This window comes from Steroidobacter gossypii, assembly GCF_016801985.1.
Lineage (GTDB): Bacteria > Pseudomonadota > Gammaproteobacteria > Steroidobacterales > Steroidobacteraceae > Steroidobacter > Steroidobacter gossypii.
This window is the reverse complement of the sequence record NZ_JAEVLS010000008.1, coordinates 1-26,001: the sequence shown is the minus strand read 5'-3', so window position 1 is coordinate 26,001 and position 26,001 is coordinate 1. Positions and strand designations below refer to the sequence as shown.

Sequence of the window (26,001 nt, the reverse complement as noted above, 5' to 3'; positions counted from 1 at the left end):
CAGTCGCATTATGTCCGGCGAAACAGTACCCAGTTCACGATCCCGCCAATTCTTTGGCGGTGAGCACGCCGGACAGGGCAATCCGTGAACCGTCGGTCGCGTATCGATATGCGCGAGGCTTCTCGCCCATCCACTTCGGATCGATGGCGAAGCGCAGCGCCTCCTCGGGCGCTGCTGCGAATGCATAGGCTTCGGACTGAACGCCGAGTTCCTCCAGTCGCTCGCGGAGCTCGGATTGCGCGGTGATCGAATCCGTCGCGATCGTGACGATCTTGAGGGCGGGTCGTTGCTTCTGCACCGCCGCCAGGTTGCTCAATGACTTCATGCAATAGACGCATTCCAGGTCCCATAGCACCACCCAGAACTCCGAGCCCGCGTGCCGTTGTTCGATTTTGCTGAGGGTGTCGCGGCTGAAGGGTTTGATCGCGTCATCGCGCTTGGCGTCCCCGAGCCTGGCCACCTCGATGCCATCGGCAGTGCGCCAGACGATCAGCATCGACGAGTCGTTGCTCAGCATCCGCGGCTGATCCGATTCACCTTGCGTTTGCAATGAGGGGCCGGCGGTGAAACTGCGACCACCATCGTTGGACAGCCAGGATTCGACGCGCGTGGCCGTGCCGTCGAAACGTTTCCAGGCGATAGCAACGGTGCTTCCTCGCACCGCAATGTCCGCATGCACGGCGCCAGCCGGAAGCGCCTGCACTCCTTCGGGATCCGAGCCAGTCAGCCGTCCATAGAAAGCGCGGCCTTCGCCCTTCACTTGGTTGAACCAGACAGCGTGCCGCGCACCGTTCGGCGCGAACGCGAGCGACGGGCCGTGATGCGGACAAGCGTCGATCCTCCAACGATCGGTGGTCGCTCGCTCCACTACGATGTTCTTGCCGTCAGGCTGCAGCACTGCGAATGCGTGATCACGTTCGTTCGGCGGGAATACATGTCGCCACATTGCTGTCGCGCGCCCTTTCGCATTCAACGCCAGCGCGATTCGACAGCACTCGCAGCTGTGATCGACGAGTTTGTAATCGCCGCGCCAGGTGGCGCCCTGATCGTCCGAGTACGCGTAGTAGACCGCGGCGCCAGCGTAATCCTGCTTTGCCGCTTGAGCCGCGCCGAGATCGCGTTTGTCGATCCAAGCCACCCAAACTCGACCCGCGCCATCGACCAGCATCGATTCGAACCGGTGCGTGATGAGCTGGCGATCGCGATGAATCACGCTGGGCGCCGACCAGCTCTTGCCACCGTCGAGCGAGCGCGTAAAACGAATATCGCCGGTGAATCTCTGCGAGGTGGGCGAGGTCCAGGTCACGTAAATTTCATTGCGCGGGCCGAACGCCAGCTTGGGCCGATTCTCACCGTCGGCCGACACCGGCTCCGGCTTCGATGTGACCCGAATGGCTGGTTGCCAGGTGGCGCCCTCGTCGTCCGAGCGTTGCAGGATCACGTGCGCGTTCTTGTCGACAGGCTCGGTGCGCACCACCCAAAGACGTTTCTGGTGATCGAACGCCGCAGTCGTTCCCAGTGCGCGGCCATGTGACATCGCCGCCAAGACCGGCTGCGTCAGCAGGGTCAGCACCAAACAAAGAAACACTGGCAGCGTGCGCCGCCCGTACCTGTGAGTCGACCGGATCATGGTGTGCCCTCGAACGACCAGCGCGCTTCCACGAAAGCAGTGCGGCCGGGATACGGATGCATTTGATACGCACGCTCGTCGGTGAGATTGTCCACTCCGAGAGCCAGCTCGATGTTGCTTGCAGTCGTGTACGCGACACGGGCGTCCAGCATCGTGAATCGCGACACGCCGCCATAGGTGTCGGGGTTGATATCGCTGTTATCGAGCTGACCGAACATCCGGCCCGAGTAGCGCACTCCCAGACTGGCCAGCCAGTCTTCCGTGGGCCGCCATATCGTTTGCAGATTGCCGCGCCACTTCGGGATCCGTGGCCAGAGCTTGCCCACCGAGACTGGAAAGTTGTCGTTCTCGAGAATCCTGGCGCGGGCATACGCAAGACTGCCGTCGAACGTCAACGCTTCGACGCCGGGCAGCGCGATACTGAACGCCGTCTCGATCCCTCGGGTGCGCACACGATCGACGTTCTGCACGTTGGTGACATTCGGGGTCACCGTGATATTGGTCTGACTGAAGATGCTGTCGCGCACGTCGTCCTGGAACAAAGTGGCGCGTACCTTGCCCCACGGCAGCCAATGTTCGACGGTGAAATCCACCGAGTCGGAGCGTTCGGGCTGCAGGTTCGGGTCGTTGACCACGATGACGCCGGCCCGACTTGCGCCTTGAAACAACTCCGGCACCGTGGGGAAGCGCACGCCTCGCCCAACGCTGAGCCGCAGCGTCCATTCGCTGTTGGGCACATAGGCAAGCGATGCTTTAGGGGACACCGCGCTGTCCTTGCGCTCTGGATAGCTCACTTCGTCCGCGCCGATGCGTTGCCCGCCGCCGAACGCCTCCCAGTCCTCGTAGCGAACGCCCAGAGTCAGCGACCATTGCTCGGCCAGTTGCCATTCATCCTGCAGATACCAGGCTTGCAGCCGCGTCTTGCCGTACACGAACTGCGGCACCTGTGCATTGAGGATGTCGTACACCGGATTCGCCAACTCGTATTCGTTGCGATGGAAGCCGAGCGCCAATGTATGGTTGCCTCCCAGCCAGTCGTCCGCGACCGGCGTGTAGACACCCTGGATTTCGAACGTTTGCCAACCGGTATCGTCACGCTCGGAGTTGAGCGCTCGAGTCTCGTCGTCTGCTGGCACGTCCAGGAAGCCCTCGATGAGCGAGTCCTCGAGAATGTCGTAACGCGAATAGACCAGCGATGCGTTCCAGCCCTCGCCGCGAGTGGTTCGTAACGTCGTGCCCCACTGCCGATGCTCTTCATCCCGTGAACTGGGCAAGAACGCGGTCGCCGGCACGTTGAAAGTGATGCCGTCCGCGATCACTCGGCCCGACCATACCTCGTTCCCGGCCGCGTCACGCATGAACGTGCGGTTCTCTTGTTCCGTGTCATTGCGCCACAGTGCGATGAAACCTTCCGCCTCGAGCCAGTCGGTAATTGCATAGCCGCCGCGCAACTTCACCTGATCCTGGATGGTGTGATCGATGGCGCCGGAGTTCGCGCCGAACACGGCGCGGCGGCGGCCTTGCGGATCGCGATCGAAGCGCACACCCGACACGGGCGTCGCGTCGCCTGTCACAGTGGGGAACGCCCCGGCAGAGTTCGCCGAGACCGTGTAGTACTGCATCGGATGACCTGTCGCGTCCTGCCGATTCGCAGCCAGCGTGAACCAGGCGCCGTTGTCGAAACGATCGCCGAGGAACGCGGACACCTGCCAGCCGTCGTAGTCTTCCTCCAGACCATACTCATCGAAGTGCTCGCTGAAGGCGGTGCTCCGCACGCTCATGGTGAAGTCATCCGGCCGCCGAGTGCGGATGGCGACGGTGGTGCCAATCGAGTTGCCCGGATACGTGGCCGAGTACGGCCCATACAACACATCGACGCGCTCGATCTCTTCAGGCGCAATCATGTTCCAGCGGGGCGCATCGAAGCGACCGAGGAAATTCGACAGCAGATAGCCGTCCATGAACACCAGCCCGCGAGCCGGCTGCAACGTGGAAAAGCTGCGGCCGCCGATCAAGGCGTTGCGGTCGCCGATGTAACGTTTACGAATGGTGATGTTGGGCAGATAGTTCAGCGCATCCTCGGGGTTGAAAAGATTCTGAGCACGCAACTCCTCGGCCGTCTTCGACGCCGTGGTGTTGGGCACTTCGACGCCGCCTGCCCGCTCGCGCAGGCCGGTGACTGTGATTGCATCGATCAGTTTGTCCGTCGCCACGCCTTGCGCGCAGACGCAGACAGGCGCGCCGGCAGTCAGTATTGCCGCCGTCGCCAGAAATGTTCGGGTGTCCATGAATCGACTCCATGACCATCGCCGCCGTGATTCAAATCACGACACTTGAGGGCACGGATCGGTCAGGAGGAGCAACTATGCCGCGCAACCTGCCGGTCCGGGCGCCCTCGCTTGTGCAATGTCAGGAGAGGCTGGGCGGACCGCGAATGAGATCGGTGCGGATCGGGCCGACTCGAAAGGTCGGCGAGGACGGGAGTTCGAAACGTTCGTCGCGCGGCGTCGCGTCAACGTTGCTGACATAGGCGATCGCACCAGGGGCGGCCGAAGCCACCAGCGAGAACGGACAAGGCGCATTGTCCTGCGAATGCGAAGGCGACGCTTGATCGGCATCGCCACCGTGATGCATGCCCTGATGATGTTCGGCATGCGCCTGCTGCTCTGCGCTCTGCACCTCGCCAAACATTCGCTTGCCGAGCGGCTGTACGACGCCCGACGGGCAGAACATGAACTGCAGTCGCCCCGCCTCCACCGACAGCATGAAGCCAGCCGGGATCAGCGCCCGCGCGACGAGCAGCGGGAGGATCCAAAGGCTCAGCAGCTTGAAGTAGTGACGGCGCATGACAGCGAACTGCAGTATACGCCCGAAGCGCCGCGGGCGAGCATCACCAAAGTCAGGTGAGCGCCATCATTCTGGGGGGAATGGCCAGGGCAAATTGTCCAGGGTGCGCAGCGCGGGGCCGAAGCACGGCCCCGAACGCGCCGGCTTCAGCTCAGCCGACTTTCGCTGGAAGCAACCATCGGCTCGCCAGCGCCATCGCCATTGGAAGGTTGCAACTCGCCCTCCCACTTGGAGACCACCGCCGTCGCGATGCTGTTGCCAACCACGTTGGTGGCCGAGCGCCCCATGTCGAGGAAATGATCGATCCCGAGCAGCAACAACATGCCTGCTTCGGGAATATTGAACTGCGGCAAGGTCGCCGCGATCACCACCAGCGATGCACGCGGCACGCCCGCGATGCCCTTGGAGGTGAGCATCAGGATCGCCAGCATGACGATCTGCTGCCCGATACTCAGCTCGATGCCGTACACCTGCGCAATGAACATCACCGCGAACGTGCAATACATCATGGAGCCGTCGAGATTGAACGAGTAGCCCACCGGCAGCACGAAGCTGGCCACGCGGTTGCTGCAACCAAAGCGCTCGAGCTCCTCCAGCGTCTTCGGATACGCGGCTTCGGAGCTCGCGGTGGAGAACGCCAGGATCACCGGCTCGCGAATACGTCGTATCAGATTCACGACGCGAGGCCCGATGACGACCGCGCCCAACACGATGAGCACGATCCACAGCACCAGCAGCGCGAAATAGAACTCACCCATGAACAGGCCGTACACGCGGATGATGCCCAGACCTTCCTTGGCCACCGTACTGGCGAGCGCGCCGAACACCGCGAGCGGCGCGAAGTTCATCACGTAGCCGGTGACCTTCAGCATGATGTGCGCGACCACGTCGAGCACCTCGATGACGCTCTTGCTGCGCTCGCCGAGCGCCGCCATGGCCGTGCCGAAGAACAGCGAGAACACCACGATCTGCAGGATCTCGTTGCGCGCCATCGCATCGATAACGCTGGTCGGGATGGTGTGCGCGATGAAGTTGGTCAGCGACAAACCTTCGGTGGTCACGCCCGAAGCCGCATCCGCCTCGGGAATCGGCAACTGCATGGCTTTGCCCGGTTCGAAGATCTGCACCAGGATCAAGCCCAGGGTCAGTGAGATCAGCGAGGCGCCGATGAACCAGGCCAGCGCCTTGCCGCCGACTCGCCCCACCGTCGCGATGTCGCCCATCTTGGCGATGCCGACCACCAGGGTGGAGAACACCAACGGCGCGATGATCATCTTGATCAGGCGCAGGAACACCGTGGGCAACAGTGACGCGGCTTCGGCGTAACCGGCGCTGTTCTCCGGGAAATAGGCGTACGCGATATAGCCGCTCGCGATGCCGAGCACCAGGCCGATAATGATCCAGCGAGTGAGGCGGTTCGGCATCGACTGTCCTCTACACGGCGACCAGCAACACAATGCCCAGTGCGATCCGGTACCAGGCGAACACGGTGAAACGATGCGTCTGGATATACTGCAGCAGCCACTTCACCGCGACGAAGGCGACCACCGCCGAGACCGCGAAGCCCAGCGCCAGCTCGCCGAAATTTTCCTGCGCCATCGAGCCGGCTTCATACATTTTCAGCGACTCATAGGCGGTGGCGGCGAACATGGTCGGAATGCCGACCAGGAATGCGAACTCGGCGGCGGCCGGTCGTGACGTCATGCCTGCAAGCATGGCTGCGAAGATCGTGGCTGCCGAACGCGACGTGCCGGGAAACACCGCCGCCAGGATCTGCGCCGCGCCGACCCAGGTCGCCACGCCCCAGGTCAACTGCTCACGCGGCGGCTGCCGCCCCGCATACGCTTCGACAGCGAAGATCACCAGTCCGCCGATGATCAGTGCCCACGCGATCGGCGCCACTGTCTCTGGCAATTCCAGGCCCATGGCCTTGGCTGCGAAACCGCCCGCCACGGTGATCAGGAACGCCCACGTCAGCTTGTAGAGATAGTCGCGATTCTCCGGCTGCGCAAAATTGACACTCAGATTCCACAGCCGTCGCCAGTAGATCACCACCACCGCCAGGATCGCGCCGGCCTGAATGGCGATCGTGAACAGATCCGAGCGTCGCCCCAGCCAGTGTTGCGCGATCAGGAGATGACCGGTACTGGAAATGGGCAGGAATTCGGTGATGCCTTCGATGATCCCCAGCAGGATGACCTGTAAAAAATTGTCCACTCGTCCCCGTCACCGTTCAAAGGCACATCGGCCAATGATACTGACCAGCGGGGTTGGGGGACAGGGTTTAGATCTTCCGGCGACTTTGGCTTCAGCCGCGGCCAGGATTGAAGTCGCGCATCCAGCTTTGTAGCTCGGCGCCGCCGCCGTGAGCCAGGCCAGCCATGATGTCGCGAAACACGTCGTCGCGTTCATCCTGGCCCAGCTTGAACCTGGCCCGCACATTGCGGACATTGGCGCGAAAGCCGATGACGCCGCGAGCTAACGACGCATAGCGCGCGCCCATGTCGTCGACCTTCCATGCGACCGTGTCAACTGCGCGCGGCGCCTGCTTTTCCATCGTATACACCAGCTCTCGCAAATGAGCTTCGATGGCGGCGGGCTGCTCGAAAAATTCCACGTCCACGAAGAACTGAACGCTGGCGTAGTTCCAGGTGGGCGCCTGAGTCTTGTCCTGCATCCACGAAGGCGAGATGTAACCGTGCGTGCCGAGTACCAGCATCACTGCCTTCGGGTCTTGCATCAGCAGTTTGAACTGATCGTTGGAACGCGCGAAATGACCGACCAGGCGCCCGATGCGCCCGTCGGGCCCGGTCTCGGCGAGGATGGGTAACAGCGTGGCGCGAAAGTTGTCTTCGGCGGCAGAGCCGGAGACCACCCATGCCAATGGTTGAGCTTGCACCAGCCGCAACAGATCGGCGTCGCCACGCGCCGCGAATCGATCGATCCTGGAATCCATACGTCCCCAACAGATTGCATACAAACTCTATCGAGCTCGAACCCGGGCGGCGTTCGAATCTGGATCGTTTATTACAGCGGCCGGGCCAGGCACGCCAGCTATAAGCGCATCAGCGCTTGGACGTAGAGGACTTGCGCGCGAGCAGAGGCCATAAGCCCGCGGCAAGTAACAGGAAGCTCACGATGATGACGGGCCAGTTGCCGACCTTCGCATAAGGCGTCAAGCCGACTCGAGGCTGCACTTCTCCGGTCAGCACGCCCGGTTCGAAGCGAGGAAAGGTTTTTTCAACACGACCATTGGAACTGATGATGGCGGAGATGCCATCGTTCGCCGCGCGCAGCAATTGCCGGCCCGCTTCGAGCGCACGCATGCGGCTGATCTGCAAGTGCTGATGTGCGGCGGTGGAATCGCCGAACCAAGCGTCGTTGGTCACATTCACCAGCAAGGTCGCGGTCTTCAACACTTCCAGTTGTTCCGACGCGTAGGCGTCCTCGTAACAAATCGTCAGCGCGAGTTTCTGGCCGGCGGCGTCCAGCGGATCCGGGTTGTCGACGCCTGCTCTGAAGCCGCTGTAGGGCAATTCCATGCCTCGCAGCCAATCCGAAACCCACTGCGGCACCGGCGGGAAGTATTCGCTGAGCGGCACCAGGCGACGTTTTGCGTACCACTGCGGTTCCTTGTCGAGCGCCAGCACAGCGTTGAAGTACACCCGCTCCTCGAAGTCGTAGCGCACGATGCCCATCACCAGGGCCGAGCCAGCCGCATGCGCCGCGGTCCACTCGCGACTCAACACGTCGGTGAATTCGTGCGACAGGCCCGGCAACGCCGCTTCCGGCCAGATGATCAGCTTGGCGCCTAGATGCTGACGCGTGAGCCCGCTGTAGAGCGCCACGGTTTTATCGCGCTGCTCGACTTCCCACTTCATGGATTGCGGCACGGCCCCTTGCACGATGGCAACGCTCACCGGCTCGCCGATCGTTCGAGTCCACTCCTTGTCATGCAAGGCCAGGCCGACGAGCCACGTGGCTGCGACGACAGCAGCGGCGGCGATGCGAATATTCTTAGTGCCGAGGATCAGCGCGGTAACGGCGCCAGCACACAACGTCACAGCGAGACTGACAGTATAGACGCCGCCCACCGGCGCGAAAGCTGCGAGCCAGGTGTCCGTTTGTGTGTAACCCAGCGCCAGCCACGGGAAGCCACTGAGAAACCAGCCGCGAAACCACTCGAGAAGCACAATGGCCGCCGGCAGCACCATCAACCATCGGATCCAGCCCTGCGCTGGAATCCAGCGCTTCAGCGCGTAGCCGAGCAACGCCATGTACGCCGCCATGATGGCGACCAACGCCAGCATCACGAACAGGGTCAACCAGATCGGCGCATTACCGATCGTGTGGATGCTGTTATACAGCCAGTAAGTCCCGGCAAGGTAAGTGCCGGCGGTAAACAGAAAACCGCGCTTGGCAGCCTGCCGCGGCGTCGCGTCTTCCCACGCCAGAAATAAAAATGCAAAGCACAGGACGGCCAGCGGCCAGACATTGAATGGCGCGAACGCGAGCGAGGTCCCGGCGCCGACCGGCAAAGACGCATGCGTGTAATATTTGAACGCACGCACGCTCGGGCCGAGCGCTTTGTCCAGTAGCGACGGAGTGGCCGCCAGTTCACCCTTCGAGGTATTCATTGCAGGCGCTCGATTTCAGCGAGCTTGGCCTCGCGGCAGTCATGATCATGACAAGGGCCGGTCGCCCCGCTTCGCTTCAGATCTGATCTTCGTTGGGCTCGATATCGCGCGGCGTGATCACACGCAGCAGGTCGAGCCGGCGGCGATCGGCGCGCAATACTTTGAATTCGAGCCCGCCCATCGCAAAAGATTCACCGCGGCGTGGCAGCCGGCCCAGGTTGCTGATCGCCAGCCCGCCGATGGTGTCGAACTCCTCGTCGCTGAAATCGCAACCGAAGTAGCTATTGAACTCGTCGATGCGGGTCTGCGCCTTGACGGTGAACTGCCGCTCGCCTTCCTTGCGGATGTCCAGGTCGTCGTCGGTGTCGTATTCGTCGCCGATGTCGCCGACGATCTGCTCGAGCACGTCCTCGATGGTCACCAGGCCCGACACGCCGCCGTACTCGTCGACCACGATGGCCATGTGATGATGGCTGACGCGGAATTCCTTGAGCAGCACGTTGAGACGTTTGCTCTCGGGAATGAACACTGCCGGCCGCAGACATTCCTTGATGTCGAAATTGGAACGGGTGCCCTCGGCGAAATAGCGCAACAGATCCTTGGCCAACAGAATGCCGACGATCTGATCGCGATCCTCGCCGATGACCGGATAGCGCGAGTGGCCGTGCTCGACCACCATGGGCAGGATGGCCTCCGGGGGATCGTCGCGATTGACGATGATCATCTGCGAGCGCGGCACCATGATGTCGCGCACCTGCAGCTCGACCACGCGCAACACGCCTTCGAACATCGCGTGCGCGTCCGGGTCGATGATGCCCCGCTCGCGCGCCTGACCGAGCACTTCATTCAGGTCTTCCAGGTCGCGCGGCTCGCCGCTCAGCGAGCCGGTGATCCGTCGCAGCCAGCTGCCGGCGTGATGACTGTGCTCTTCAGGCATACGGGTTGTCATATCCAAGTAGCGCCAGAATCTTCACTTCACGGGCTTCCATCACGCTGGCGTCCCGATCGTTCTCGTGATCGAAGCCCAACAAATGCAGGACGCCGTGGACCACCATGTGGGCCCAGTGCGCCTGCGCCGGTTTGCCCTGCTCTCGCGCCTCACGCGCCACCACCGGCGCGCAGATGGCGAGATCGCCGAGCTCTGCAAAGTCTTTGGCAAAAAATCGCGAGGGCACGCCCTTGTCTCCCGGCGCCAGCGGCGCGGCGGGGAACGACAGGACGTTGGTGGGTTTGTCTTTGCTCCGCCAGGTGCGATTGAGGCGGCGGCTCTCGGCGGCGCCGACCACGCGGATGGTCAGGGCAAGCTGTCCCTCACCGCGAGGGGCATGGTGGGCGCAGGCAGCCTGCGCCCACCGATTCAGACTTCGGGCATGCGGTACGCCGCGACGCGAACTTGCCATTTGCACGGTCACGGCCAATTTCAAGCTCCATCGCCTCCAGGTCGGTCCGGCGCGGCGGCGGTTTTGCTTTCATACGCCTGCACGATCCGCTGCACCAGCGGATGCCGGACCACGTCACGCGAGGTGAAATAACTGAACGCCACGCCGTCGACGCCCGGCAGCACGTTCATCACGTGCTTCAGACCCGATAGCTGCTGCCTGGGCAGGTCGGTCTGAGTGATGTCGCCGGTGACCACGGCCTTGGAGCCGAACCCCATGCGCGTCAGAAACATTTTCATCTGCTCGACCGACGTGTTCTGCGCTTCGTCGAGAATGATGAAGGAGTCGTTGAGAGAACGGCCGCGCATGAACGCCAGCGGCGCGATCTCGATCACCTGACGTTCGATGGCGCGCGCCACACGATCGAAGCCCATCATGTCGTACAGCGCGTCGTACATGGGGCGCAGATAGGGATCCACTTTCTGGCCGATATCGCCCGGCAGAAAGCCGAGGCGCTCGCCCGCTTCCACCGCCGGCCGCACCAGCACGATCCGCCGGACACGATCCGTCTGCAGCGCCTCGACCGCGCACGCCACGGCGAGATAGGTCTTGCCGGTGCCGGCCGGACCGATGCCGAAGGTCAGGTCGTTGGTATGGATGTTGTGCAGATACTGTCTTTGATTCGGACCCCGCCCGCGGATGCCGCCGCGTTGGGTGTGGATCGTCACCTCGTCCGACGGACGGGGCGCGACCAGGACTGGCGCTGTTGTTGTTTCTTCCATCCCTGCCTCCTGCACCGCCAGGTGCACACGTTCCGGTGTGATTGCTTCTTTTGACGACAGCTCGAACAAACGTCGCAGCACGCGCTCGGCTGCGTTGGCCGCCGCGGCGTTGCCGGACACCTCCAGATGGCCGCCACGGCGATTCACCTGCACCTTGAGCCGCTGCTCGACGTGACGCAGGTTCTCGTCCATGGGACCGACGAAATTGGCGAGCCGGTTGTTGTCCACTGGCTCGAACGCGAGCTCGCGCGTTGCTGGAGATGCTGCGTTCAAAGCCGTGCCACGCCCGGTCTCACGCGAACTCATTGGGCAGCCACGGCCAGCTCCGCCGCGGCTGGGATGGAAGAAGCAACGCCAGCGCCCACCAGGCGGCCACGCAGCGAATTCGGCATGGCTTCGGTGATCAGCACGTCGGCGAACTGATTGATGAGCGAGTGCGGGCCATCGAAATTGACCCAGCGCATGTTCTCGGTCCTGCCGGCCAGTTGCCTCGCGTCCTTCTTCGCGGGCCGCTCGACCAGCACGCGCTGCACGCTGCCGACCATGCGGCGACTGATCTCCATGGCTTGGCTGTTGATGCGTGCTTGCAGGATCTCCAGCCGCTGGTGTTTCTCTTCCTGAGTGACATCGTCCGGCAGCGACGCCGCCGGCGTGCCGGGGCGACGGCTGTAGATGAAGCTGAAGGATTGATCGAAGCCCACCTCCGCGATCAGGTTCATGGTGGCTTCGAAATCGCGCTCGGTCTCGCCGGGGAACCCGACGATGAAATCCGAGGAGATGCTGATGTCGGGGCGCACCGCGCGCAGCTTGCGGATCTTCTGCTTGTACTCGAGAGCGGTGTAGCCGCGCTTCATCGCGGCGAGAATGCGATCCGAGCCCGCTTGCACAGGAAGATGCAGATAGTTCGCGAGCTGCGGCACGTCCCGATAAGCCTCGATCAGCGAGTCCTTGAACTCGACCGGGTGTGATGTCGTGAAGCGGATGCGCTCGATGCCGGGCACATCGGCCACGCAATAAATCAACGTGCCGAGATCGCAAGGCGTTCCATCGTCCATCGGCCCGTTATAGGCGTTGACGTTCTGACCCAGCAGGTTGATTTCTTTCACGCCCTGGTCGGCTAGCGCGCGGATCTCGTCCATTACCGACTCGAACGGCCGGCTGACTTCCTCGCCGCGCGTGTAGGGGACGACGCAGAAGGTGCAGTACTTGCTGCAGCCCTCCATGATCGACACGAACGCCGTCGCGCCCTCGGCGCGCGGCGCCGGCAAATGGTCGAACTTCTCGATCTCCGGGAAGGTCACGTCGACCACAGAGCGGCCGGCCGAGCGGATCTCGCGAATCATGTCCGGCAAGCGGTGCAGGGTCTGTGGGCCGAACACCAGGTCCACATAGGGCGCGCGCTTGGTGATGCCGTCGCCTTCCTGGCTGGCCACGCACCCGCCCACGCCGATCAGCAGGCCGGGATTGGCCTTTTTCAGCTGCTTCCAGCCGCCCAGCTGGGAGAACACCTTCTCCTGCGCCTTTTCGCGCACCGAGCAGGTGTTGAGCAGCAGCAGGTCGGCCTGCGCCGGATCTTCAGTGAGTTCGTACCCTTCGGCCTCGCGCAGCACGTCCACCATCCGGGCGGAGTCGTACTCATTCATCTGGCAGCCGAAAGTGCGGATAAAGACGCGAGGCATTGGGTTGGGAGAGCGGACAGACGCGCGATTGCTGGAGACCAATAAGGATAAGGTCCGCGCCCGGCCTTTTCCACCGGCGAACCTCGGGATCTTCGCCCGTAAATGGGGCAATGCTTTACGAATTCAAGCGATTACGTTCAACCCACCAGCTTTTGTCAGATGCTGGCGGGCTCCAGCCGTTCGCAGCGGCCGCTCGCCAGGGCTTAGAACGGGATGTCGTCGTCGAAACCGCCGTCATCGGCCGGCGGAGGCGCGGAACGCTCGCTCTGGGCGGGCCGGGACGGAGCGCGACGTGGCTGCTCGTCGTCGCCGCCGTAGCCGCCACCACCCCCACCACCGCCGCCGCCGCGACCGCCGAGCATCTGCATGTTCTGCGCGATGATCTCGGTGGTGTAACGGTCCTTGCCTTCCTTGTCCTGCCACTTGCGGGTGCGCAGCGAGCCTTCGATGTACACCTGCGAGCCCTTGCGCAGGTATTCGGCCGCGATTTCGCCCAGCTTGTCGTAGAGCACGACGGCATGCCACTCGGTGCGCTCCTGCTGATCGCCGGTCTGCTTGTCCTTCCAGGACTCGGAGGTGGCGATGCGGATGTTGGTCACGGCCTTGCCGCTGGGCATGTAGCGCGTGTCCGGGTCCGCTCCCAGATTGCCCACCAAAATGACTTTGTTGATACCGCGCGCCATGACTAGCGAACCTCGAATTCAGTGAAGGCGGCGATTGTAAACAGCCGGCGCGGCCTTCGCGAACAATCTTCGTGAGCCTAACCTCCAGTTATTCAGCGTCCCGCCGCCGGCCGATTCGTGCTTGGCCGGCTGCCGCCGATCCGCCCGGATGGGCGGGAATCCCTGCCTGAAGATGACCAGGTTTTGCGCCGAAGTTCCCCGGCCTCGTATATTGAACGGTCCCCATTCGACGCCACGTACGGTACCCATGCCTTCCATCGTCATCCGCGGCGCCCGCACTCACAACTTGCGCAACATCGATCTCGAGTTGCCGCGGGATCAGTTGATCGTATTCACCGGCCTGTCGGGCTCGGGCAAGTCGTCGCTGGCGTTCGACACCATCTATGCCGAGGGCCAGCGGCGCTATGTCGAATCGCTGTCGGCGTACGCGCGGCAATTCCTGTCGATGATGGAAAAGCCCGACATCGATTCCATCGAGGGCCTGTCGCCGGCCATCGCCATCGAGCAAAAGTCGACATCTCACAACCCGCGCTCGACCGTCGGCACGGTAACGGAGATTTACGATCACCTGCGTCTGCTGTTTGCGCGCGTCGGTACGCCGCGCTGCCCGGATCACGGCACCGATCTTTCCGCCCAGACGGTGAGTCAGATGGTCGATCAGGTGATGCGTCTTCCCGAGGGAACGCCGGTGCTGCTGCTGGCGCCACTGATTGACGATCGCAAAGGCGAGCACGCACAGGTGTTCGAACAACTGCGCGCCCAGGGTTTCGTGCGCGCTCGCGTCGACGGTCACGTGGTCGAGCTGGACGCCGTACCTAAACTCGATCCCAAGAAGAAACACAGCATCGATGCGGTGGTCGACCGTTTGAAAGTGCGATCCGATGTGGCGCAGCGTCTCGCGGAATCGTTCGAAACCGCGTTGCGCATGGCGGACGGCGTGGCGCGCATCTCCTTCATGGACGATCCGACACGTGAAGAGCTGGTGTTCTCCGACAAGTTCGCATGCACCATCTGCGGCTACGCCATCGCCGACCTCGAGCCGAAGCTGTTTTCCTTCAACAACCCGGCGGGCGCCTGCCCCACCTGCTCCGGCTTGGGCGTGCAACAGTTCTTCGATCCCTCGCGCGTGGTCCACCATCCGAATCTGTCATTGGCCGGTGGCGCGATTCGCGGTTGGGATCGCCGCAACGCTTATTACTTCGCGCTGATGCAGTCGCTGGCCAAGCACTACAAGTTCGATGTCGAAGAGCAGTGGCAGGACCTGTCCGCCAAGGTGCGGAAAATCGTGCTGTACGGCAGTGGCGAAGAGAAGATCGATTTCAAATACGTCAATGCCAACGGCGGCACCTTGCGTCGCGCGCACAAGTGGGAAGGCGTGATTCCGAACCTGGAACGGCGCTATCGCGAGACCGAGTCGGTGGCCGTGCGGGAAGAGCTTTCCAAATATCTCAGCAATCAGCCCTGCCCCGAGTGCCAAGGCACACGGCTCAATCGGGCCGCGCGCCACGTGTTTGTCGCAGAGCGCAGCTTGCCGGATCTGGCGCGGCTGGCCGTTGGAGATGCTTTGAGCTTCAGCGCCGATTTGAAGCTCGAAGGCTGGCGCGGCGAGATCGCCGGCAAGATCGTCAAGGAGATTGGCGAGCGGCTGCGCTTTCTCAGCGACGTCGGCCTCGACTATCTGACGTTGGATCGCAGCGCCGATACTTTGTCGGGCGGCGAAGCGCAACGCATTCGACTGGCGAGCCAGATCGGCTCGGGCCTGGTCGGCTGTATGTATATTCTCGATGAGCCTTCCATCGGCCTGCATCAGCGCGACAACGATCGCCTGCTGCTCACGTTGAATCGGCTGCGCGACCTGGGCAACACCGTGCTGGTCGTCGAGCACGACGAAGATGCGATTCGTCACGCCGATCACGTGGTCGATCTTGGCCCCGGCGCAGGCGTGCACGGCGGTCTGGTGATCGCGCAAGGCTCGCCACAAGAAATCGCCGCGAACCCGGAATCGATCACCGGGCAATATCTCTCCGGCAAGCGCGAGATTGCGGTTCCCGCCGTGCGGACACCGGTGCAGGACGATCGCTATCTCCGCATCGTCAATGCGCGCGGTAACAACTTGAAAGGCGTAACGGTCGACATTCCGCTGGGCGTGATGACGTGCGTGACGGGCGTCTCCGGCTCGGGCAAGTCGACGCTGGTGAACGACACGCTGTATCAATTCGTCGCGCGGCAACTCAACGATGCGTCCACCGATCCCGCGCCGAGCGACGGCATCGAAGGCCTGGACAATATCGATCGCGTCATCGATATCGATCAAAGCCCCATCGGTCGTACGCCCCGTTCCAACCCTGCCACCTACACGGGATTGTTCACGCCGATTCGCGAGATCTTCGCCGGCGTGCCGGAAGCACGTTCGCGCGGCTACGAAGCCGGGCGCTTCAGCTTCAATGTAAAGGGCGGTCGCTGCGAGGCCTGCCAGGGCGACGGCGTCATCAAGGTGGAGATGCACTTCCTGCCGGACGTGTACGTGCCGTGCGATGTTTGCAAGGGCAAGCGCTACAACCGCGAGACCCTGGAGATTCGTTACAAGGGCAAGAACATCAGCGAAGTGCTGGAGATGACGGTCGAAGACGCGTTGGAGTTCTTTCGCCACGCGCCGGTCATCGCACCCAAGCTGCAGACCTTGATGGACGTGGGCCTGTCCTATATCCGCCTCGGCCAGAACGCCACGACCCTTTCCGGCGGCGAAGCGCAGCGCGTGAAGCTCGCCAAGGAGCTTTCCAAGCGTTCCACCGGCCGCACGCTGTATATCCTCGACGAGCCCACCACCGGCCTGCACTTCTTCGACATCGAACAGCTGCTCGGCGTCCTGCATCGCCTGCGCGATGAAGGCAACACCATCGTCGTGATCGAGCACAACCTCGACGTCATCAAAACCGCCGACTGGATCATCGACCTCGGCCCCGAAGGCGGCGGCGGCGGCGGCACCATTGTCGCCACCGGCACCCCCGAACAGATCGCTCAGGTGAAGGGCTCGTACACGGGCAAGTATCTGAAGCCCATCCTGGACAAGAAGAAGCAACCGGCGGTGCGCAAAAGAGCCTAGGCCGCGCAGCGAAGCGCTTGGCGCATGTGACCTCCCTCACACCGAATCCGGCGGCGTTATGACTTAATACCGCCGATAAGCGGCCGCACTCCCGGTCGAATCGGTCCAAGCGAGATAGCTCACGTGCGCGTTTACACCACTGGCGTATTCGACATCCTTCATCGCGGGCATCTGAACATCCTGACCCAGGCGGCCGCACTGGGCGAGCTGACGGTCGGCATCATGAGCGACCAGGGCGTGGAGGAAACCAAGGGCGCGCGGCCCATCCTCACCCTCGAGGAGCGCGATGCCCAGATCCGCTCGCTGCCCTTCGTCGCCGAAGTCATTCATTACACCGACGTGGACCAGCGTCCCAACTACGCCGCCCTGCGACCGGACATTGTCGTGCAAGGCGACGACTGGCTGTTCTCGGCCGATCGCACGCCAGCGCTGAACTTCCTGCGCGACCATGGCATCCGTCTGGTGCTGCTGCCGCGCACGCAGGGGATCTCCACTACCGAAATCCGCAAACGAGTCGAACGCTCGCGTCGGCGTGACGAGCAGTTCCTGCGCGATCGACTGCGCATGGTGCCGATCGAGCAGCTGAAGCGCTTCGAAGCTCACGAAGAAGCCAAGGTCGAACGGCTGATTGCCAAGATCCGCGCCGATCGCACCTTCTTCAATCCGATCTCCGTGGTGCGTGAAATGATCGTCATCGACGGCGCCAATCGTTTCGAAGCCCTGCGCCGCCTCGGAGCCCAAGCCGTGCCCTGCGTCGTCTACGACTACTCCGAAGTCGATCTGCTCGGCAACGTACACTTCGTCAACAACGGAACGGTCACACGGCTGTCGGAATTCGCGCGAGAGGTCGGTGAACCGGTGGAGTTCCCGCGTCGCAGCCCCGAAGACATCCGCGCCGCGGCCGAGAGCGGCAAACTCATTCCCAACGGCGAAACGTTTCATCGCGTGCCCCAGAGCGTGATCCGGCTGCCCATTCCGCTGGCCAGCCTGATGTCCAGCGAGCCATTCGACTTGACCGCCTATCTCGAGCGCAGCATTTCGAGCGGCCAGATCCGCTTCTACGCATCTGGCGTGTACGTGTGCGACGAATGGCGCGGAGCCAACGAATCACCGAGCGCCCTCACAGCATGAGTACGCAAACCGCCTCGGACTTCTGGAAAGCACAGACGGAATACCCGTTTGCGTTCACGCGCAAGCGTCGCATCTACGAGCTCAACTACCTGGTGCCGCGCCTGGCCAAAGTCGCGGGCAAACGCCTGCTCGACTTGGGCTGCGGCGACGGCTCGTTGCTGGAATGTTTGCTGCGTCTGACCGATTTCGAAGAATTCCACGGTTACGACATCGCGGCCGATCTGCTGCGAGACATCGATCCGCGCATTCACACTGCGGTGTTCGACATCGCCCAGCCCGGCGAATTGCCGGAGGTAGACGCCGCCATTGTCGCGGGCGTCATCCAGTACGTTTTCGACGACGCCGTGGTCGATGCTCTGTTCGCTCGATTGACAGCACCGATCGTGTGGGTGCGCTCGACTTGCACGTTGCAGCCGCAGGCCGAACGGGTCGTCAAGGACGGTTACGCGTCCAACTATCGAACGCTCCCTGAAACCATCGCGCTGCTGTCGCGGCATCACCAGGTCACCGCGGTGGATCGCATCTATCCGGACGAACTGGAATCGGCGTTCGGCACCAAACAGTTCTATTTCGAAGCGCGGCGGACCAGATGATGCGCCGAGCGGATGGACCTGCGAAGCTCTGGCCGATCGGACTGTGGCTGCTGGCGCATGCCGCACCGGCGGCTGCATACATCGACCCGGGCACCGGCAGCGCGCTCTTCTATGTCGTCTCCGGCCTCGTGGTCTCCATCTATTTCGGTGTGCGCGGCCTGTACTACCGCGTGCTCGAAGCGATCTTCCGCATCCGTCACAAGGACCAGCGCTGCGATCTGGCCATCCACTGCGAAGATCCTCGCTACGAGATCACTTTCCTGCCGGTGCTGAAAGAGCTGGTTGCGCGCGGCGTCGAGCCGACGTTCTTCACCATGTACGAACGCGACAGTTCGTTCGAACCGTTGCCGCCGCAGGTCACCCATCGAGCCATTGCGGCGGGCATGGTTGGCTATGCGTATCTGAACAATGTCGAAGCCAACGTGCTCATCACCACCACTCCGCAGCTGGATGTGATGACATTTCGACGCTCGCCCAGGGTGAAACATTATTCGATCGTGCAGCATGCGTTGGGCGAATCGCGCTACGTGCGCCCGTACGCGTACGACTTTTACGACTCGGTCCTGTGCTGCGGCGAGATCCTCAAGGAAAATATCCGCAAGATCGAGGCCATTCGCGGGCTACCCGCCAAGCAGCTCTACGCAACCGGCCTGCCCCACTACGAAGAATTGCTGAAGAGTCGCCAGGTCGCGCCGCCCCCGGACGGTGACACGATCGTGTTGGTAGCGCCGAGTTGGGGACCGTTCAGCATGTTCGAATCGTTCGGCGTGGATTTCATCGAAACCATCGCCCGGCAGTATCGCGTCATCGTGCGGCCGCACCCTCAGATGAAGGTGTCGCAGCCCGAGCTCTACGCCAGAGTTCTGGCCGTGCACGGTGTGCACGTCGACACGACCCGCACACCCGTAGAGTCGATGGCCAAGGCTCATGTGCTGTTGAGCGATATTTCAGGCATCGCTCATGAATTCGCCTTCATTTACGAGCGACCGGTGTTGATCATCGATCAGCGGCGCATCGTGGGCGGAACCGAAGGCGATCTGCTCGGAGGCGATAGCGAGCTGAAGGATCGCTGCCGCGAGTTCATCGTGCCGGTGCCTCCGTCCGAGATCAACAACATCTGCACTCACATTGGTCAGGCGCTCGCGAATCACTCGCCAGCGCGACTCGCCGAGGTTCGTGCTCAGCTCGTCTATAACTTCGGCGCCGCGAGCCGAGTCGCAGCCGAACAGATCTCGGAGATTCTGGTGCGCGAGCGCGCCAATGCCTCGCCCGCCAAGCGTCGCTTCGGATACTCCGCCGTGCCGGAAGGCTTGGGCGCGCAAGGAGCTCCTTGATGCTCGAAGTTCTCGACCAGGTCTTGCTGCAGCCGTTGTTGCTGATCTATGGGTCGGTCTGGATCCTGCCGCAGCCAGGTCTGCAGCTCATCGCATTCAGCGTGCTGCTCAATCTGGCGCTGTTGCCGCTGTATTATCAAATGGAACAACGCTCGAAGGCGGCGCGCGCCATCCGGCAGCGCGTGGCCAGCGAAGTCGCGCGCATGAAACGTCACTTTCGCGGTCGCGAGCGGTACTTCTACATTCGCACGGTGTATCGGCACTATCGTTATCATCCGATTTCCGAAGTGCTCGGGTCGGCCGACTTGCTGGTACAGATCGTGGTGTTCCTCACGGTGTATCGCTTTCTTTCCGGCCTCGAAGTCCTGGTCGGTGCGCCGTTCGGTCCGATTGCCGATCTGAGTCGCCCCGATGGCCTGCTGGGCGGCGTGAACGTGCTGCCGCTGCTGATGACAGCCATCAATGCGGCGTCCGTTTACTACTACGTAGAAGATCGCGGCAAACGCCTGCAGGCATGGCTGCTCGCGGCCCTGTTCCTGGTGCTGCTATATCGGAGCCCCGCCGCGCTCACGCTGTACTGGACCCTGAACAACCTGTTCTCACTGGTCCGCAACGTCGTGCAAAGAAAGTTCGCGGCCAACGGCCGGCTGTCGTTGTTACCTTTCGAGCGGCTTGCCGCGCAGCGTTGACATCATGGACCTGCCTGTATTTCTGCTCGCCACGTTGACGCTGCTGCTGATATTTCGCGTTCTCAGCTCGTCTCGTTTGCGCATACCGGACGGACTGCGGCTGGCGCTTGGCATGCTGGCCATCTACGCCGTCCTCATCACCGCCCTGTGGTACGACTTCAGGCCCGGGGTCCTGCTCGGTGTGGCCGTTGCGGCAGCGATTGGAACTGTCGGCATGTACGGAGATGGACTGACGCGCCTCACGGACGCCTTGGGCCGGATGCGCTTGCCGCTTTACCTGCTGTCGGTCGCTGCGATGTCGGCGTTGATCCTGCTGGTCGTGCCCATCACGACGTTTCTCACCTCGCCCGGCGAGCTGAATCTGCATCTCGGCTACCTGGTCTCGGTCAATGCGCGCGATGCCATGTTGATGGTCTATGTCGCGGCCATGCTGTACATGCTGGCGTTCACAGCGAGAATGCGCACATTGCTCACCGTGCTCGCCTTGACCGCGCTGGTGCTGACAATCATCTATACCTACGCGGCGCCGCTGGGATATCCCGCCATGGCGGGGCTGACGCTGGAACAAGTTCCACAATCCACTGCCACGATCCGCTGGCGAGCGGTATTCGATGGCGCGCTCATTCTGCTCATCACGCCCGCCTTGTGCTGGGCACTGCTGCGTTTCAAGGCGCGTCAATTTCTCATCGGGATCGTGCTGGTCAAGCTTTCTCTGGCCATCGTCGTCGCCGCCAGGATCAGCACGGATCGCGTCGGCGAGGCTGGCGGAGCTGAAGGCGGCCTGGTCGCCTCGGAGCGCCCGTTACAGTTTTCGCGGACCGAGCCCAACGTTCTGATCGTGTTTCTGGATCGGTTCATGGGCTCGTTCGTCGAATCGATTTTGCAAGACCATCCCGATCTGAATCAGCGGCTCAGCGGCTTCACCTGGTATCCACGCACCATCGCGGCAGGCTACAACTCCATCGCCGGCGTCCATCCCATGCTCGGCGGCTATGACTACACACCGTTGGAGATGAACACGCGGCATCAACCGCTCAGCAAGTTGTCCGCCGAAGCTTTCTCGATCCTGCCTTACAACTTCGCCAGGCATGGCTATCGCGTAAACATGGTCGGGCCGCGCGGGATGGGATTCACTCTGGAAGGCGATTGCCGCTCGCTGCAGATCGAGGGCGTGACGTGCAGTCACGTGCCGATGTCGGGCGTGAAGTCCCGCGCCGAACAGTTGGGTTTCGGCCTCAACGATCTCGCCATGGCCAACTATGCGGATCTGCTGGTCCTGCTCGGCTCGATGCGCAGCGCGCCGTATGCATTGAAGGCAGTGCTGTACGAGAGAGGCCCGTGGCGGCCATTCATGGATCAATCGGCTGCCACGACCTTCCGGGAGTGGGCGCAGCTGCAGAGTTTCGCGGAGATATCGTCGACCAGCGCCGAGCAATCCAACTTCAACTTCATTTCCAACCTGCTGCCGCATCAACCCGTTTACATGGGCGAAGATTGCCTGCCGCGGAGCGAGCCTTACGAAGTCTCCAAAGAAGAACTGCAACGCCGTGGCTTCAACCATCTGCTTACCTTGCAGCATTATGTAGCCGCCCGCTGCTCGTTGCTTGCCGTCGCGGATTACCTGGATTTTCTGAAGAGCTCGGGCGTCTACGACAACACCAAGATCGTCATCGTCTCGGACCATGGCATCGCTGCGTCGGTTGCGGACCATTCTTCGCGCGCCATCGCCGGAGGCACCACGGCCAGCAAATACGTCGGCAGTCGCTCGGTGCTGCTGGTAAAGGAACGCAATGCAAGCGGCAATCTGCAAGTATCCGAAACGTTCACGCCCAACGCCGAAGTGCCGCGAATCGTGTGCGAGGAAATCGCCGGGTGCGTCAATCCGTACCTGAACAACAAACCCATCGTCACCGACGGGCGCGACGATCCCTTCTACGTTTCCATCGTGCCCTGGCAATTCACGGCTCAGAAACCGCAGGCGTTCGTCATCCAGACGCAGTTCGTCGTCAGGGGCAAGGATCCCTACGACGCCAGCGGCTGGTCAGAGCTGGAATAGGGCCAGTTCAGCGCGATCGCTGACGGTTCGCCGAAGTGAACGTTTGATGCACTTCGCCGTGGGCGACGCGCTCGGTGAATTTACCGCCGGTGTATTCCATCAGAATGGCGCGCCAGAAACTTACCGCGCCTTTGTTGTGTACGAACTCGGTGATCTCCCAAGTGCCGGCGAAGCGGTTGAAGATCAGCTGAGCGGCGTCGCGGCCGATGCCCAAGCGGCGCGAGCGGGTGGTGATAAAGAATTCGGCCAGGTGGAAGTCGATCTGATCGCGGCGGTTGCGCGGCGGGCGGCTGACCAGAGCGAAGCCGGCGGGCTGCTCGTCCTTGAGGATGATGAGCGGATAGGAGCTGTCATCGGCGAACCACCGGGCCATGAGCTCCGCCTGCACCTCGCTGGTGGCGGGGAATACGCCGGTGTTCATGCTCATCTGCGACAGGTCTTCCAGGTACGCAGGATACTGAGCCTGGATCCATTGGCGGTCGCGGGGAGATTTCAATGCATCGCGAATGCTGACAGGCACGGCTTGCTGGCGATTCCCTTGCCACCTCCGACTGATGAATCGCAACTCGAGAATCGACGACTACGTTACTGCGAAACGGCAGGCGCCGATATCGGTGATCCCCGCGCGCGTGCCTGCAGTAAACCCCTCAAAGCAACCGGGCGGGATGTACCCGCCCGGTGCTGGTGGGAACAGATTGGAATCCGCTCCCAAACTCGCCAAGCTCGATTACTGAGCCGGAGGCGTCTCACCGGCAGGAGCCGTGGCGCTGTCGGCAGCAGCTTCGCCGGCGGCGGCAGCGGCGTCACCGGCGGCAGCGGCCGCGTCGGTGGCAGCTTCGCCAGCGGAGGCAGCGGCATCGCCAGCAGCAGCGGCGGCGTCAGAAGCCTCGGCGGCAGATTCCTGAGCGGCTTCAGCCGGAGCTTCTTCCTTCTTGGCGCAAGCGGCGAGCGACAGCGACAGAGCCAAAGCAGCGAGAATCATTTTGATGTTCATGTGAACGATCACCCCAGTGTGATGATAGGTTGATGGACAGCAACAGTCTGATGGCTCGCGCCACCATTCCTATGCAGCGGGCGCAGTCTAAGATGTTTCACCTACGTTTGAAACACTCGCGAGCCATGCCAGTAACAACGTCGCCGCGTAAAGACATGTCAGCAACTCCCGTGAAAACCAGTGTCGCGCGCGTGCTTGCGCCGATGTCATTGATCTGTCTCGTGCTGAGCGGCTGCAGTCTGCCGCAGCAACGCATCGTTGACGAAATAGTGACATCGTGGCGCGAGCAGCGCACGCTGCCCAACATTGACGAAACATTGACAATTGCAGAAGCGTATCGCGTGCAAACGCGCAGCGTGCGCGCAAAATTGCACAACGCGAATCCAGCAGGCTTCAAAGCAGGCCTCACTTCACCACCGGCGCAAGCGCGCTTCAAAACAGACAGTGCGGTTGCAGGTGTGCTGTTCAAAGAAGGGGCGTTGCAATCGTCGGACACTGTGAGTCTGCGCGAGCTGCGTGGACTTCACGTCGAAGTCGAGATCGCCATGCGCATCGGCACTCCGATCGAAGAGCCGCTCCCCGATGTCGCAGCGCTGCGTGCTCACATCGACGGCATCGCGGCGGCAATCGAGCTGCCCAATCTCGACTACTCGCAGCCGCAGACGCTCGATGCGATCGACATCGTCGCCACCAATGTCGCGGCGGCGAGTTACATCGTCGGCGAGTTCATTCCACCTCGACAGCGCGATCCAAACGCCGTCGACGTGAAGCTCGCCTGCAACGGCAAACAGATGTTCACCGGCAAGGGTACCGATTCGCTCGGCGATCAATGGCGCGCGGCGCTGTGGCTGGTGAACAAGATGCTCGAGCAAGGCTGGCGGATCGAGCGGGGACAGATTCTGCTCACGGGCGCGCTCGGGCGCATGCTGCCCGCCGCGACAGGGCGCTGTGTGGCCAGTTACCATGCGAGCGATGCGCCCGACGGGATTCCGTGGGCCTCGCTTGAAATCAACGTGACCGAATAGCCCACGCCGCCTCGGAACAACGCTCATGAACGCTCAATCGAACGCCTCCCTGCAACCCTTGTACGCCGCGCACCTGGACATCCAGCGCCGCCACACCGACGAGGCGCTGGCCGCGACCGGCTTCGACGCGCTGGCCATCTATGCCGGCGCTCAGCACATGCAGTTCCTCGACGACCAGCCCTACCCGTTCAAACCGAATCCGCACTTCCGCTGGTGGACGCCGCTCGCCGAGGCCGCCGATTGCTGGATCGTGTATCGACCGGGACAGCGCTTGCAGCTGATCTTCCTGCAGCCGGCGGACTATTGGTACAAGCCGCCCGAGGTGCCGAACGATTTCTGGACCGACGCATTCGATATCAAGATCATCCGCGAAGCGTCGGAAGCCAAGGCGCATCTCGCCGGGCTCACGCGCTGTGCATTCATCGGCGAGTGGCGCGAAGAATTTACCGACTGGGGTTTCACCGGTCGCAATCCTGAGCCGCTGATGCATCGCTTGCATTACGTACGCGCGTTCAAGACTGAATACGAAGTTGAATGCATGCGGCGCGCATCTCGTACTGCCGCCCGCGCGCACAAAGCTGCGGAAGCTGCGTTTCGCAGTGGCGCATCCGAATACGAGATCCAGATGGCATATATCAGCGCGTCGGGACAGACCGAGAACGAGCTGCCTTATCCCAACATCGTGTGTCTCAACGCCAACACGGCGGTACTGCATTATCAGAATCTGGAACGCACTCCACCCGCCGAGATGCGCTCATTCCTGATCGATGCCGGTGCGCAGTTGCATGGTTATGCAGTCGACATCACTCGCACCTACTCGCAGCGTGACGACGACTACGCCGCGATGATCAAGGCGATGGACGAGCAGCAGCTAGGCCTGTGCTCGGAAGTTCGCGCTGGCGTCGATTACGCCGAGATACATCTGAGCGCCCATCGGCGCATCGCGAAGATTCTGCGCGACTTCGATGTCATCACTGCCTCGCCGGAGGAGGCCCTGGCCAGCGGACTGAGCAGCGTGTTCTTCCCGCACGGCATCGGTCATCTGCTCGGCCTGCAAGTTCACGACGTCGCGGGCTTCACGGTCAGCCCGGATGGCAAGCAGAAGGCGCGCCCGCCGGGACACCCGTACTTGCGACTTACGCGCACGCTCGAGCCGGGCTTCGTGGTTACGATAGAGCCCGGGTTGTATTTCATCGATCAGCTCTTGGATAAAGCGCGCACGTCGCCGCTTGGCAAGCAGATCAACTGGCAGCAGGTGGAGCGGTTCAAACCGTACGGCGGCGTTCGCGTGGAAGACGATGTCGTTTGTACGTCGGACGAACCGGAGAATCTGACCCGTCCGGCGTTCGCTAACGCGAACTAGATCCGTTCGGCGCGCGCAGCGTCGGAGCCCCCCACCATCCCGCCCCACCCACCCACAGAAACGCAGCGGGTTGAAA

The 26,001-nt window shown here is 62.3% G+C and carries 22 protein-coding genes; 8 read left to right on the top strand and 14 right to left on the bottom strand.

The features are described 5' to 3' along the window. Positions 1 to 34 precede the first annotated feature (34 nt). The 12 genes from JM946_RS26335 to ssb all read right to left on the bottom strand — a co-directional run bounded on the left by JM946_RS26335 (position 35) and on the right by ssb (position 13,637). Complete coding sequence (locus tag JM946_RS26335) at positions 35 to 1,630, bottom strand: sialidase family protein (RefSeq protein ID WP_203170407.1); 1,596 nt, start codon at positions 1,628 to 1,630, stop codon at positions 35 to 37. Further along, entirely contained in the window at positions 1,627 to 3,918 is a 2,292-nt protein-coding gene (locus tag JM946_RS26330; RefSeq protein WP_203170406.1) for a TonB-dependent receptor, read from the bottom strand. The genes JM946_RS26335 and JM946_RS26330 overlap by 4 nt, the downstream gene beginning before the upstream one ends. A gap of 121 nt (positions 3,919 to 4,039) precedes the next feature. After that, positions 4,040 to 4,477, bottom strand: coding sequence for a hypothetical protein (locus JM946_RS26325; RefSeq protein ID WP_203170405.1), 438 nt, complete (start codon positions 4,475 to 4,477; stop codon positions 4,040 to 4,042). A gap of 146 nt (positions 4,478 to 4,623) precedes the next feature. Then, entirely contained in the window at positions 4,624 to 5,901 is a 1,278-nt protein-coding gene (locus JM946_RS26320) for a dicarboxylate/amino acid:cation symporter (protein ID WP_203170403.1), read from the bottom strand. A 10-nt stretch (positions 5,902 to 5,911) separates the two neighbouring features. Beyond that, positions 5,912 to 6,694, bottom strand: coding sequence for an undecaprenyl-diphosphate phosphatase (locus JM946_RS26315; protein WP_203170401.1), 783 nt, complete (start codon positions 6,692 to 6,694; stop codon positions 5,912 to 5,914). Between the two features lie 91 nt (positions 6,695 to 6,785). Then, the gene (locus tag JM946_RS26310; protein WP_203170400.1) at positions 6,786 to 7,433 is read right to left on the bottom strand and encodes an FMN-binding negative transcriptional regulator; all 648 of its coding nucleotides are present in this window, start codon (positions 7,431 to 7,433) and stop codon (positions 6,786 to 6,788) included. Between the two features lie 109 nt (positions 7,434 to 7,542). Beyond that, positions 7,543 to 9,114: an apolipoprotein N-acyltransferase gene (lnt, locus tag JM946_RS26305; RefSeq protein ID WP_203170398.1), complete on the bottom strand. Its 1,572-nt coding sequence runs from the start codon at positions 9,112 to 9,114 to the stop codon at positions 7,543 to 7,545. A gap of 76 nt (positions 9,115 to 9,190) precedes the next feature. After that, positions 9,191 to 10,051, bottom strand: a complete 861-nt coding sequence (locus JM946_RS26300) for an HlyC/CorC family transporter (protein WP_203170397.1) — start codon at positions 10,049 to 10,051, stop codon at positions 9,191 to 9,193. Continuing rightward, positions 10,044 to 10,514, bottom strand: coding sequence for an rRNA maturation RNase YbeY (gene ybeY, locus JM946_RS26295; RefSeq protein ID WP_203170740.1), 471 nt, complete (start codon positions 10,512 to 10,514; stop codon positions 10,044 to 10,046). Before ybeY ends, JM946_RS26300 begins: the two co-directional genes overlap by 8 nt. A gap of 20 nt (positions 10,515 to 10,534) precedes the next feature. Next, on the bottom strand, positions 10,535 to 11,581 hold the full coding sequence (locus JM946_RS26290; RefSeq protein WP_203170395.1) for a PhoH family protein: 1,047 nt from the start codon (positions 11,579 to 11,581) through the stop codon (positions 10,535 to 10,537). After that, a complete protein-coding gene (gene miaB / locus JM946_RS26285) occupies positions 11,578 to 12,954 on the bottom strand; it encodes a tRNA (N6-isopentenyl adenosine(37)-C2)-methylthiotransferase MiaB (RefSeq protein WP_203170393.1) in 1,377 nt (458 codons plus the stop codon). Before miaB ends, JM946_RS26290 begins: the two co-directional genes overlap by 4 nt. A 203-nt stretch (positions 12,955 to 13,157) precedes the next feature. Beyond that, the gene (gene ssb / locus JM946_RS26280) at positions 13,158 to 13,637 is read right to left on the bottom strand and encodes a single-stranded DNA-binding protein (RefSeq protein WP_203170391.1); all 480 of its coding nucleotides are present in this window, start codon (positions 13,635 to 13,637) and stop codon (positions 13,158 to 13,160) included. A 247-nt stretch (positions 13,638 to 13,884) separates the two neighbouring features. Here ssb and uvrA point away from each other — a divergent pair, with 247 nt between their 5' ends. The 6 genes from uvrA to JM946_RS26250 all read left to right on the top strand — a co-directional run bounded on the left by uvrA (position 13,885) and on the right by JM946_RS26250 (position 22,543). After that, positions 13,885 to 16,740, top strand: a complete 2,856-nt coding sequence (gene uvrA, locus JM946_RS26275) for an excinuclease ABC subunit UvrA (protein WP_203170390.1) — start codon at positions 13,885 to 13,887, stop codon at positions 16,738 to 16,740. A gap of 123 nt (positions 16,741 to 16,863) precedes the next feature. Next, positions 16,864 to 17,871, top strand: coding sequence for an adenylyltransferase/cytidyltransferase family protein (locus tag JM946_RS31395; RefSeq protein ID WP_203170389.1), 1,008 nt, complete (start codon positions 16,864 to 16,866; stop codon positions 17,869 to 17,871). Continuing rightward, positions 17,868 to 18,464, top strand: coding sequence for a class I SAM-dependent methyltransferase (locus JM946_RS26265; protein ID WP_203170388.1), 597 nt, complete (start codon positions 17,868 to 17,870; stop codon positions 18,462 to 18,464). The genes JM946_RS31395 and JM946_RS26265 overlap by 4 nt, the downstream gene beginning before the upstream one ends. Beyond that, complete coding sequence (locus tag JM946_RS26260) at positions 18,461 to 19,798, top strand: hypothetical protein (protein ID WP_203170387.1); 1,338 nt, start codon at positions 18,461 to 18,463, stop codon at positions 19,796 to 19,798. Before JM946_RS26265 ends, JM946_RS26260 begins: the two co-directional genes overlap by 4 nt. After that, positions 19,798 to 20,487 (top strand): YidC/Oxa1 family membrane protein insertase, encoded by a 690-nt coding sequence (locus tag JM946_RS26255; RefSeq protein WP_203170386.1) that lies wholly within the window; start codon positions 19,798 to 19,800, stop codon positions 20,485 to 20,487. Before JM946_RS26260 ends, JM946_RS26255 begins: the two co-directional genes overlap by 1 nt. 4 nt (positions 20,488 to 20,491) lie before the next feature. Continuing rightward, complete coding sequence (locus JM946_RS26250; RefSeq protein WP_203170385.1) at positions 20,492 to 22,543, top strand: sulfatase-like hydrolase/transferase; 2,052 nt, start codon at positions 20,492 to 20,494, stop codon at positions 22,541 to 22,543. Positions 22,544 to 22,550: 7 nt separating this feature from the next. On the opposite strand, the gene JM946_RS26245 is transcribed toward JM946_RS26250, so the two are convergent. Both JM946_RS26245 and JM946_RS26240 read right to left on the bottom strand, forming a co-directional pair. Further along, the gene (locus JM946_RS26245) at positions 22,551 to 23,063 is read right to left on the bottom strand and encodes a GNAT family N-acetyltransferase (RefSeq protein ID WP_203170384.1); all 513 of its coding nucleotides are present in this window, start codon (positions 23,061 to 23,063) and stop codon (positions 22,551 to 22,553) included. 207 nt (positions 23,064 to 23,270) lie between these two features. Then, complete coding sequence (locus JM946_RS26240; protein WP_203170383.1) at positions 23,271 to 23,537, bottom strand: hypothetical protein; 267 nt, start codon at positions 23,535 to 23,537, stop codon at positions 23,271 to 23,273. Positions 23,538 to 23,707: 170 nt separating this feature from the next. Here JM946_RS26240 and JM946_RS31065 point away from each other — a divergent pair, with 170 nt between their 5' ends. Both JM946_RS31065 and pepQ read left to right on the top strand, forming a co-directional pair. Further along, positions 23,708 to 24,562: a 2-keto-4-pentenoate hydratase gene (locus JM946_RS31065; RefSeq protein ID WP_203170382.1), complete on the top strand. Its 855-nt coding sequence runs from the start codon at positions 23,708 to 23,710 to the stop codon at positions 24,560 to 24,562. A 25-nt stretch (positions 24,563 to 24,587) separates the two neighbouring features. After that, complete coding sequence (gene pepQ, locus JM946_RS26230) at positions 24,588 to 25,925, top strand: Xaa-Pro dipeptidase (protein WP_203170381.1); 1,338 nt, start codon at positions 24,588 to 24,590, stop codon at positions 25,923 to 25,925. The last annotated feature ends 76 nt before the right edge of the window (positions 25,926 to 26,001 follow it).

What these genes read in the sequence shown, in the direction of transcription:
- JM946_RS26330 (WP_203170406.1), bottom strand. Translation starts at nt 3,918, where the DNA reads ATGGACACCCGAACATTTCTGGCGACGGCGGCAATACTGACTGCCGGC.
- JM946_RS26250 (WP_203170385.1), top strand. Translation starts at nt 20,492, where the DNA reads ATGGACCTGCCTGTATTTCTGCTCGCCACGTTGACGCTGCTGCTGATA.
- JM946_RS26260 (WP_203170387.1), top strand. Translation starts at nt 18,461, where the DNA reads ATGATGCGCCGAGCGGATGGACCTGCGAAGCTCTGGCCGATCGGACTG.
- JM946_RS26325 (WP_203170405.1), bottom strand. Translation starts at nt 4,477, where the DNA reads ATGCGCCGTCACTACTTCAAGCTGCTGAGCCTTTGGATCCTCCCGCTG.
- miaB (WP_203170393.1), bottom strand. Translation starts at nt 12,954, where the DNA reads ATGCCTCGCGTCTTTATCCGCACTTTCGGCTGCCAGATGAATGAGTAC.
- ssb (WP_203170391.1), bottom strand. Translation starts at nt 13,637, where the DNA reads ATGGCGCGCGGTATCAACAAAGTCATTTTGGTGGGCAATCTGGGAGCG.
- uvrA (WP_203170390.1), top strand. Translation starts at nt 13,885, where the DNA reads ATGCCTTCCATCGTCATCCGCGGCGCCCGCACTCACAACTTGCGCAAC.
- lnt (WP_203170398.1), bottom strand. Translation starts at nt 9,114, where the DNA reads ATGAATACCTCGAAGGGTGAACTGGCGGCCACTCCGTCGCTACTGGAC.
- JM946_RS26290 (WP_203170395.1), bottom strand. Translation starts at nt 11,581, where the DNA reads ATGAGTTCGCGTGAGACCGGGCGTGGCACGGCTTTGAACGCAGCATCT.
- JM946_RS26300 (WP_203170397.1), bottom strand. Translation starts at nt 10,051, where the DNA reads ATGCCTGAAGAGCACAGTCATCACGCCGGCAGCTGGCTGCGACGGATC.
- JM946_RS26320 (WP_203170403.1), bottom strand. Translation starts at nt 5,901, where the DNA reads ATGCCGAACCGCCTCACTCGCTGGATCATTATCGGCCTGGTGCTCGGC.
- JM946_RS26265 (WP_203170388.1), top strand. Translation starts at nt 17,868, where the DNA reads ATGAGTACGCAAACCGCCTCGGACTTCTGGAAAGCACAGACGGAATAC.
- JM946_RS26335 (WP_203170407.1), bottom strand. Translation starts at nt 1,630, where the DNA reads ATGATCCGGTCGACTCACAGGTACGGGCGGCGCACGCTGCCAGTGTTT.
- pepQ (WP_203170381.1), top strand. Translation starts at nt 24,588, where the DNA reads ATGAACGCTCAATCGAACGCCTCCCTGCAACCCTTGTACGCCGCGCAC.
- JM946_RS26255 (WP_203170386.1), top strand. Translation starts at nt 19,798, where the DNA reads ATGCTCGAAGTTCTCGACCAGGTCTTGCTGCAGCCGTTGTTGCTGATC.
- JM946_RS26240 (WP_203170383.1), bottom strand. Translation starts at nt 23,537, where the DNA reads ATGAACATCAAAATGATTCTCGCTGCTTTGGCTCTGTCGCTGTCGCTC.
- JM946_RS26310 (WP_203170400.1), bottom strand. Translation starts at nt 7,433, where the DNA reads ATGGATTCCAGGATCGATCGATTCGCGGCGCGTGGCGACGCCGATCTG.
- ybeY (WP_203170740.1), bottom strand. Translation starts at nt 10,514, where the DNA reads ATGGCAAGTTCGCGTCGCGGCGTACCGCATGCCCGAAGTCTGAATCGG.